Source organism: Microcoleus sp. bin48.metabat.b7b8b9.023 (assembly GCF_013299185.1).
GTDB lineage: Bacteria > Cyanobacteriota > Cyanobacteriia > Cyanobacteriales > Microcoleaceae > Microcoleus.
Genome location: NZ_JAAFKG010000111.1, coordinates 1 through 7974 on the forward strand (window position 1 = coordinate 1; position 7974 = coordinate 7974).

At 46.0% G+C, this 7974-nt stretch carries 8 protein-coding genes and 1 pseudogene; 3 read left to right on the top strand and 6 right to left on the bottom strand.

Translation table 11 applies throughout. The features are described 5' to 3' along the window. The coding region (locus QZW82_RS31735) for a photosystem II protein D1 (protein ID WP_293158260.1) at window positions 1-94 on the top strand (94 nt) is incomplete at its 5' end. A 91-nt stretch (window positions 95-185) separates the two neighbouring features. On the opposite strand, the gene msrA is transcribed toward QZW82_RS31735, so the two are convergent. Next, window positions 186-659: a peptide-methionine (S)-S-oxide reductase MsrA gene (gene msrA, locus QZW82_RS31740; RefSeq protein ID WP_293158243.1), complete on the bottom strand. Its 474-nt coding sequence runs from the start codon at window positions 657-659 to the stop codon at window positions 186-188. Window positions 660-853: 194 nt separating this feature from the next. Continuing rightward, the gene (locus tag QZW82_RS31745) at window positions 854-1816 is read right to left on the bottom strand and encodes a DNA polymerase III subunit delta' (RefSeq protein WP_293158245.1); all 963 of its coding nucleotides are present in this window, start codon (window positions 1814-1816) and stop codon (window positions 854-856) included. Window positions 1817-2156: 340 nt separating this feature from the next. Between QZW82_RS31745 and QZW82_RS31750 the strand changes: the two genes are divergently transcribed. Then, the gene (locus QZW82_RS31750; protein ID WP_293158248.1) at window positions 2157-2432 is read left to right on the top strand and encodes a LapA family protein; all 276 of its coding nucleotides are present in this window, start codon (window positions 2157-2159) and stop codon (window positions 2430-2432) included. Window positions 2433-2448: 16 nt separating this feature from the next. Here QZW82_RS31750 and QZW82_RS31755 read toward each other — a convergent pair whose 3' ends face one another. The 4 genes from QZW82_RS31755 to QZW82_RS31770 form a co-directional block, all read right to left on the bottom strand. Then, window positions 2449-3411, bottom strand: a complete 963-nt coding sequence (locus QZW82_RS31755) for a hypothetical protein (protein WP_293158263.1) — start codon at window positions 3409-3411, stop codon at window positions 2449-2451. 560 nt (window positions 3412-3971) lie between these two features. Then, entirely contained in the window at window positions 3972-5033 is a 1062-nt protein-coding gene (locus QZW82_RS31760) for a hypothetical protein (protein ID WP_293158251.1), read from the bottom strand. A 551-nt stretch (window positions 5034-5584) separates the two neighbouring features. Further along, window positions 5585-6259, bottom strand: coding sequence for an Npun_F0813 family protein (locus QZW82_RS31765; RefSeq protein WP_293158254.1), 675 nt, complete (start codon window positions 6257-6259; stop codon window positions 5585-5587). A 594-nt stretch (window positions 6260-6853) separates the two neighbouring features. Beyond that, window positions 6854-7054 (bottom strand): hypothetical protein, encoded by a 201-nt coding sequence (locus tag QZW82_RS31770; RefSeq protein WP_293158257.1) that lies wholly within the window; start codon window positions 7052-7054, stop codon window positions 6854-6856. Window positions 7055-7431: 377 nt separating this feature from the next. Here QZW82_RS31770 and QZW82_RS31775 point away from each other — a divergent pair. Continuing rightward, window positions 7432-7806 (top strand): annotated as a pseudogene (locus QZW82_RS31775) (RNA-guided endonuclease TnpB family protein); the annotation flags it as partial. Between the last annotated feature and the right edge of the window lie 168 nt (window positions 7807-7974).

Here is a 7974-nt window from a genome sequence, read left to right on the forward strand (position 1 = left end):
AATGCACGAGCGCAATGCTCACAACTTCCCTCTCGACTTGGCTGCTGGTGAAACAACTCCTGTGGCTTTGGTTGCTCCTTCTATCAATGGCTAAGTTTTAGCTTGAGATAACAGAAAGCGCCCCTAGAAATAGGGGCGCTTTTTGTTTGGGAAAATATGTTTTTATCAGGTTCGTAGTGAGGACTTTAGTCCTTTGATGCGGAGGGCTGCCGCTTCTTCTCAATATACTGCTGGTGGTAATCCTCGGCCATATAAAATTCACCAGCGGGTTTGATTTCGGTGGCAATATCTTTGTCGTATTTACCGGAAATTTGCAATTTTTGTTTGGATGCGCGGGCGGCTTTTTCTTGTTCTGAGTTGTGATAAAAAATGACTGACCTGTATTGTTCGCCTCTGTCAGGGCCTTGGCGATTGATTTGGGTTGGGTCGTGGCAGTTCCAGAATATATCTAGCAGTGTTTCGTAACTGATTTGCGATCGATCGTACTCCAAGAGCACTGCTTCAGCGTGACCGGTGACTCGGGCGCAAACGTCGAGATAGCAAGGATTCGGCCAGTGACCTCCTGTGTAGCCCGCAGCAGTCGAGATGACACCCGTAACGGTGCGAAACTTGTGTTCGACTCCCCAGAAACAACCGGCGGCAAATGTGGCTTTTTCCATTGTGTTAAGAAGAAGGAAGAGTTGACAGTTGACAGTTGACAGTTGACAGTTGACAGTCGATCGAAGGAAGAAGGCTTTAGTTATCTAGCGCCATGAAGCCACAAGACATATACAGCAAGCTTTTTATCCAGCTTTTTATATTTAATTAGGTAGATTACTTACTCATGCTATTGTAATAAAAATTGGCACTCTTATTATGGTTGACAGATTCCCATTAGTGTGCATTCCCAGACTAATCGTGGCTGTACGTAGTTTAGCAAATATTGGCGGGCTTTTTCTAAGGGTTCTAAGGGCGATCGGCTAATTCGGCCTGCCAAAAATTGCTGCCAGTAACAATGCTGTAAATAATCAATTAACCACAACTGAGATTCAGTATCTAAAGTTTTATCAATTTCCTTAGCCAATTCCAAAGCTGACCGCAAATTTTGAGGCAACTGCTTAACTTTTTGCAGCAAATCCTCGGGTATTGATTGCAGTTGCTGCCAAATACTAATTGCTTCTCCAGGACTTCCCTGCGCCATCCCGATTACCTCGGGATGGGATAAAATCTCGGCAAATCCCCCTTGCTGCAAAACTTGTCCCATTGCTTCGGGATTCAGCCGCGAAAACTGGATTTTTTGACAGCGGGAAATCAAAGTTGGTAGCAAAGCTTCCACAGTCGGAGCAATTAAAATTAGCGCTGCTTTTCCCGGTTCTTCCAAGGTCTTCAACAAGCCGTTGGCGGCTCCTTCACCCATTGTTTCTGCTTGTTCCAAAACTACGACCGAACGCCCAGCTTCTAGTGGTGGCCTGCTCAGAAATTCGCCGATTTCGCGAATTTGTTCTAGGCGAATTTGGGGTGGGGCTTTCCGCTTTAATCCTGCTTCCTCTGCTTCTTTTGTGGAAAGACGTTTGCCTTGGTTCATGTAGGTTGGTTCTACCCAGAGCAAGTCTGGATGATTTCGCTGTCGGACGCGATTTTGCACGGATTCTATCGATCGCCTTTCAGGAAGATTTACTGAGAATAAAAGCTCGATGAAACACTGTGCTGCTAAGCTTTTGCCCGTGCCGTTAGACCCGACAAATAGATAACCTGGAGCAATTCGGTTGCGCTCGACTGCTTGGCTGAGCAATTCTACTGCTCGATTTTGTCCGATCAATGATGTGAAATAGTCCATGTTTTAAGAGTGATATATAACAGCTTATTTCAGCTTCATGAGGTACATTGGTAAGTTAAATTACCAACACTAAGGTAACATTAATATCATTCAATTTACTTGATATGGCAGCCAATTATCTACTTGCAATACAGTTAATTTTGTAAACATTTAGGAATTGTCAAAAAACATCTTTTATGTTTAATGTAACAAAAAATATAATTCTCCGGTATCTGCTTGACTTGGTGCTAATTTTGGTGTATATTATTTAACAATGGGAGGTGCGGCAAAATCATATTTTCAGATATTTAAATTACTAAGCAGTAATATCAGTTAAAGTGTTAGGTGGTCTGCCAGTTCTATGAAAGCAATTCCTCTGCTCGCCATAAGTTTTTTAGTAGCAATTTTAGCAAGCGCGATCGGCATAATCTCAGTCCAGAACGCCGCGCCAGTAGCTTTAAGCTTTATCTTGTTTAAATCCATACAGATTCCTGTAGGATTAGTATTGGCAATGAGCATTAGTGCGGGACTGATAGGCGGTGCACTGCTACAACCGCTTTGGAACCTTTCAGATTCCCAAGAATCGCGTCCCAGATTTCAAGCAAATCCCGAAGACTCGGACACCGCAGAATATTAAGTTAATTTTTCCAACCTTAGATGGAATAAACCTGACCTTCAATCAGCAGTCGAGTAATTCCTTTGGCTAGCAAGTAAGGCGCGGCTTTTTGCAACAGTCTGCCATCTGGAATCTTGAAAACTCTTTGATTGCGAGTAGAAAATCGGCGCGCCACTCGGTGATTGTCAAAAACTGGTAGGGTTTTCTCGCGAATTTCGGCCGCCGGAATTTGACCGAGTTCGCCAAATGCTTTCAGAGGCCTGGTAATTAACTCTGCCGCCCGATCGACTACTAAATAGCAAATTTTGGGTACAGATGCTTCGCTTAAAGGCAAAACTCGAATCGGGCCTATAGCCCGAAGTTCGCTCGACTCCCCGGACATCGCACCCAGCAGACTCCCTTCAAACAGAGAATCTTCATCCTCTAAATCTTCGTCGAAGTCGTCATCTAAATCCTCCTCATCCTCATCCTCGTCTTCGTCGAAATCGCTAAAATCTTCACCACCAAGCATTGCCTGTAGTTCCCCAGTCACAACAGCACGGTGGCTGGGTTCGGCAAGATTGCCTGCTGGGGCATCTGGTAAATCAGAAACCTCGAAATCAGACTGTAAAGTTCCTGGAATTTCGATTTCTGCTACGGGTTGGGTGTCTGATACAGAACGGTTTCGGATCCTCGGCCTCAAATTTGGGGCTGACTGTGCGACGGGGACTGACTCAGACAGGGGAGTATCTCCAGGGGCGATGGAGCTTTTGGCCGGTGATTCAGCAGCCGTTTCTGTTAGTTGAGAAACGCTGCTGTTGCTACGATCGGACGAACGCTTTTGTTTTTGCTGGACTAGAAATGCGTATTCTAACTCAGACAAAGCCCCCTGAAGGATGCGCCTTACAGTCGAACTACTCACTCCGTAGCGCTTGGCCAGAGTGATAGTATTCTCGTCCGACTGTCGGTACAGCCTGAGGAGTTCCCGTTTGTCTGAATCGGAGAGTTTTGTGGGCGTCATGCCAAGTTTTCCACCAAAAAGACGTGAAAAGACGTAGGAAGTGCGATCGGCAAACTTTGACACTCCCTGACCTAAAGGTACAGGGATTCTTTAGAAGAGGTAACCACCGTTGGTTATTGCTCGTAACAACCACATCGCCATACCGTGCCTTAACACGTATATAGCAGCAGTCCACAAGGGGATGCCAATTCCCACTACTCCCTCCAACTGTGGTGTAACACAGGTATTGGGGCTACTTTTGGTTTTGTTTGATTTACTCGCCCTAACTCGGTTTAACTGGCTTTGGGCTAGAAGTAGAGTATTGTTCAATATCGAGTTACCCATGGAGAGTAACAACCTTTTAACTACGGCGTCCCAGAGCTATCGGCTTTTCACCATCTTGTTAGAGGTCAACGTAAAGACTGCTAATTGTAACACATAAAGCCGTCTTTAAAGCACGGGGTTTCCACCCACATTTTCTGATGATTTTTTATTTTCGATTTGAAGTTAACAGATGCAGGGAAGGGCAAAAAAGCTTTCACGTTCCCCTCCCTTGCCGAAGCAACCCCAATCTCAAATCGCTACGCGCTGCGACGAGTCCGCCTGCTTTGACGAGAACGGGTGGAGATGTCATGTTCCAATACAGCTCCTATTCCGAACAGGATGCCACTGAAAACAAAAAAGACTTCCAGTAAACTGCCGCTTTGATAACTACCCTCAGCCTGAGTATCGCGCCATTTGAAGTACATATCTGCGATGTAAAGCGAAAAAGTTGCAGCCGCAATCATTCTCCAAGACTGGGAAAAACGTCCTCCCCAAAACGCCAGCAGCAGCGCAGTAGCAATAATCAGCAGAAAAACGTCCCCGACGATGTAAAACAAATTGATTGCATAGGCGTAAGGTGATAGTTGCTTGTCAAGTGCGGTCACCCATTCGGGAGCTTTAGCTACTTCTGCTGATTCTTCTTCCGGTGCCGGTTTAGCAGCCGCTGCTGCCGTTCCTTTTGCCTTTGACTGGGCCGAATTGTCCAAAGCAGGGGCTTTTCCTTTGGCAGCCGTTGAGTCAGGTGCAGAGCCTGTCACTACTTCCTGGGGAGCTGCCGGAGCCATTCCTAGCTGTTGTCTCCAAGAGTCCGGCGCAGCAACCCAGATAGCTACAGCAATCCCAAAGGCTGCTATTGCCGCTAACAAACCCCATTGCCACAATTCTAAATTCAGTCGTTTGGAAGTCACAGCTAGAACCATGCCTCCGATCAATGCCACATAGCTGACCAGATAAAAGGCATCTGCGGGGGATACATCCGGGTCTAACTCGAAATACAGTTCCCAAATGCCAAATAGCACACTGCCGATAAAATAGAATAGCATCCCGAGACCGATCCCCAGCCAAACGTTGCGCCCGCTTGCCATGTGGGGGCTTTTCCAGTTTCTAAAACAAACTAAAGCAGCTCCCAGGTAGGCCCCGCACTCAAAAACCAAAGTGCCGATCGAGTACCAGAGTGGCAAACCCTCTTGTGAGAGGGGGACGCTGAACAGCAAAAAGAACAACAGCGCCATGACAGCCCAGACAATGCCCACAATCACGAGGGTCTGAGCTGATAGTAAAGATGTAGATGTAGATGACTTTTCTGAAGTGCTACTCATAGGGATTTCACGATACCTAACTAGCGGTTGAACGCACCCCATCTCAATCTTTGATTGTAGATGAGGATTCTTTCGCCAAAGAACCTTGATCTGACGCTCCCGGAAAAACTGCCTTCCTCAGCGTGTTGTCGGGATTTTTGCCCTCGTACACTTTCGGAAGACTAAGCAAGAATACTATCTATTTACTAATTCAAAGAATTAGTTCTAAGTCAATATTTTGCCCGGGAACAGATGATAGAAATACGGTCTGCGCCTTCACCATTAAGGCTTTTACCGTAGCCTATTAAACTCGGAAATTATATCCTCAAATGTTGCTTTCTCTGTTTTTGGCTTTCACACTCCCCCACTCATATCAATGATTGTGGGTGGGAACTGCGATCGAAATTTAGTTAAATTGCCAGACTGTAGCTGGCCTCTTAACTGATTTAACAATTATGTCGATCGATCGATACAAGTTGGCAATCCAACCTGTATCTCCCTTGCCCCCGACAGTGCAATTATCTCAGCTCGATTATCTGCGCCCAATTGTCAGAGCAATTGTCAAAGATTTTCTATCCTGCGATCCACAACTTGTTGAGGGCTGATTGTTTCAGCCAATCGAGAAACTGAGTGCGATCCTGTGCTGGCATATCTTGCAGCACATCGCTCACTCCCTCAGCGAAGTCGGTATTGCCAAAATATGATTTGCCCAAACGGTGAAGTTCTTGCAATAAGGCTTTGAGATGTTGATCTTGCCAAGGGGGCACCTTATGATTTTGCAAGGGACTAACCGTCAGCCAATTTTTGATCGCATCAGCGGAGTCTGCCTGGGGGAAGTTTCCTTGCTGAAATACCTTGGTGATATCTTTCTGAAACGATGTGGCTTGCCTTGCGCCTAAGAGGTCTTCTACGTCAAAGTAAACAGCTTGGAGGAGTAGCAGACAACCCTGCGCGAATAGCGGTGCTTTAGCGGATTCTGTACCGGCCGGTTCTTCACCGGCAAGCTGATCTAGACGGACTTTTCCCCAGACGCTGTATCTATCCGGCTCTTCTAGCAGAACACAGGCTTTGCCTCGGTTGTCGGTTAAATCCCGCCACAAGGCTCTGGCGTCTTCTGCTTGCTTGCCGTTGAAGGCGCTGATCAGACGAAAAGTCTGCCCCTGATAATTGAGAATGGGAATTTGTTGATCCCGTTTTGGGTGTTGAAAATTGGATATTTCAACATCCTGCCGTTTCAGAATAAACATGACACTGCGATTTGACTCCTGTCATGGCCGAGGTGCTGTGCTTTTGAAGCTCTCCAGGCTTTTAGGCTCGGAGATGCTTCATTCAACGAGTTCACGTGACATACCCGACACTCATTTTGTAAACAAATAGAGTGCGGGCTTCCTCTTTCAACGGGAGAGCCTTGTTAGAGCCATCTCTAAGCTGGTCTTATCCTCCCTCCGTAGGTTTTACTCACCTGAAGGTGGTACTAAACTAGCAAGATAATCACTTATCTTCGAGGCAGACTCCCTGTGTCCCAAGGAGTAGAATTGTTGATTTTTTCACCCATCCATCAGCTCTTTTACGGCCCAGCGGGATCTTGGGGCTACCAGTCAGAAACTGATAGGTGGTGTCTAGCCTTTATACAACGGAAAGTTCGCCCACCACGGCTACTCTTATCATCCCCGCTTATTTCGATCCTATCATGGATTCGCTATCGCTCAATTTGTTTGCTGCTCGTTTTCATCCCGTCACTCATCCTGTAAACGGATAGAGTGCGGGACTTCCCACTCGTATTAGTTAAATTAGCAGGATTCCCCTCCTCAAGCGTTCCGATACTTTTTTGCTAGCAAATGCTAACAAATATCTAAGCTGAGATTGTCTCTCAACCATGGCATATGAACTAATGCACGAAGGAAATTCCCCCGCGCACAACTTACGACTGCTGTACTGGCAACGCTTGATTTTTGAGCTCGTGCCGATCGGGCGATTGACTGTGTTGCTTTGATGTCGTAGAGGAAGCTGATGTATGCTCCCCAACCATCAGGGATTTTCACCTGAGTCTTTCAATCCTAGTTCTACCACATTTTTCTCAAAGATCAAGTGGAGCAGAGTATTAGGAAATATAACTAAATATCATAAAATTAGTCACTGTGGCTCAACTACCATACAAAACTTGGCTAAACTTATCTGGCGTTTCACGATTTAACTACAAGTAATTCCAGAGGGTCTGCTTGCTCTCTCTACCTGCTGGAGTAGGCTTCTACTTGTGGCAGCCCTAGATTCTCGTGGAGCATCTCCCTCGGGGCAACCCGGTTATCAAAAAACTGGGTCTAAAACCCCGTCCTTATAGGACGGCTTTCATTGTAAACTTTTGCTGCGACGCCAAAAAGTTTTGTGCTCGACGAGTTAGCATAAGGTAGGAGGTAAAGCAATGCTAGTTTTTGAGTTCAAAGCTTACGGAAAATCCAGTCAGTTTGCAGCAGTTTTTGAAGCAATTCGTACAGCACAGTTTGTCCGCAATAGCTGTTTGCGCTATTGGATGGACAACCCAAAAGTTAACAAGTACGACTTGAACAAATACTGCGCGGTACTCGCTCGCGAATTTTCCTTTGCCGAGGAACTCAATTCCCAAGCCAGACAGGCTAGCGCCGAAAGAGCCTGGTCTGCTATCTCCAGATTTTACGAAAACTGTAAAAAGGGTATTCCTGGTAAAAAAGGATATCCACAGTTTCAGAAAGATTGTCGTTCGGTTGAGTACAAATCAACTGGCTGGAAGCTAGCATCAGATAGCAGGGCTATTTCATTCTAAACAGATTCTTCAAAAAGTCTAGACCATAGCCTGCGAGTCGTTGTGCCTGTGCCATATTTGTTTCTCCAGCTTCTCGATAAAGATTAAGTGCTAGATTACGAGCAATTGCAAAAATGGCTGGGAGCTCGCCAACTCGAACTCTAGAAGCATCTTCTCCTTGAGTCA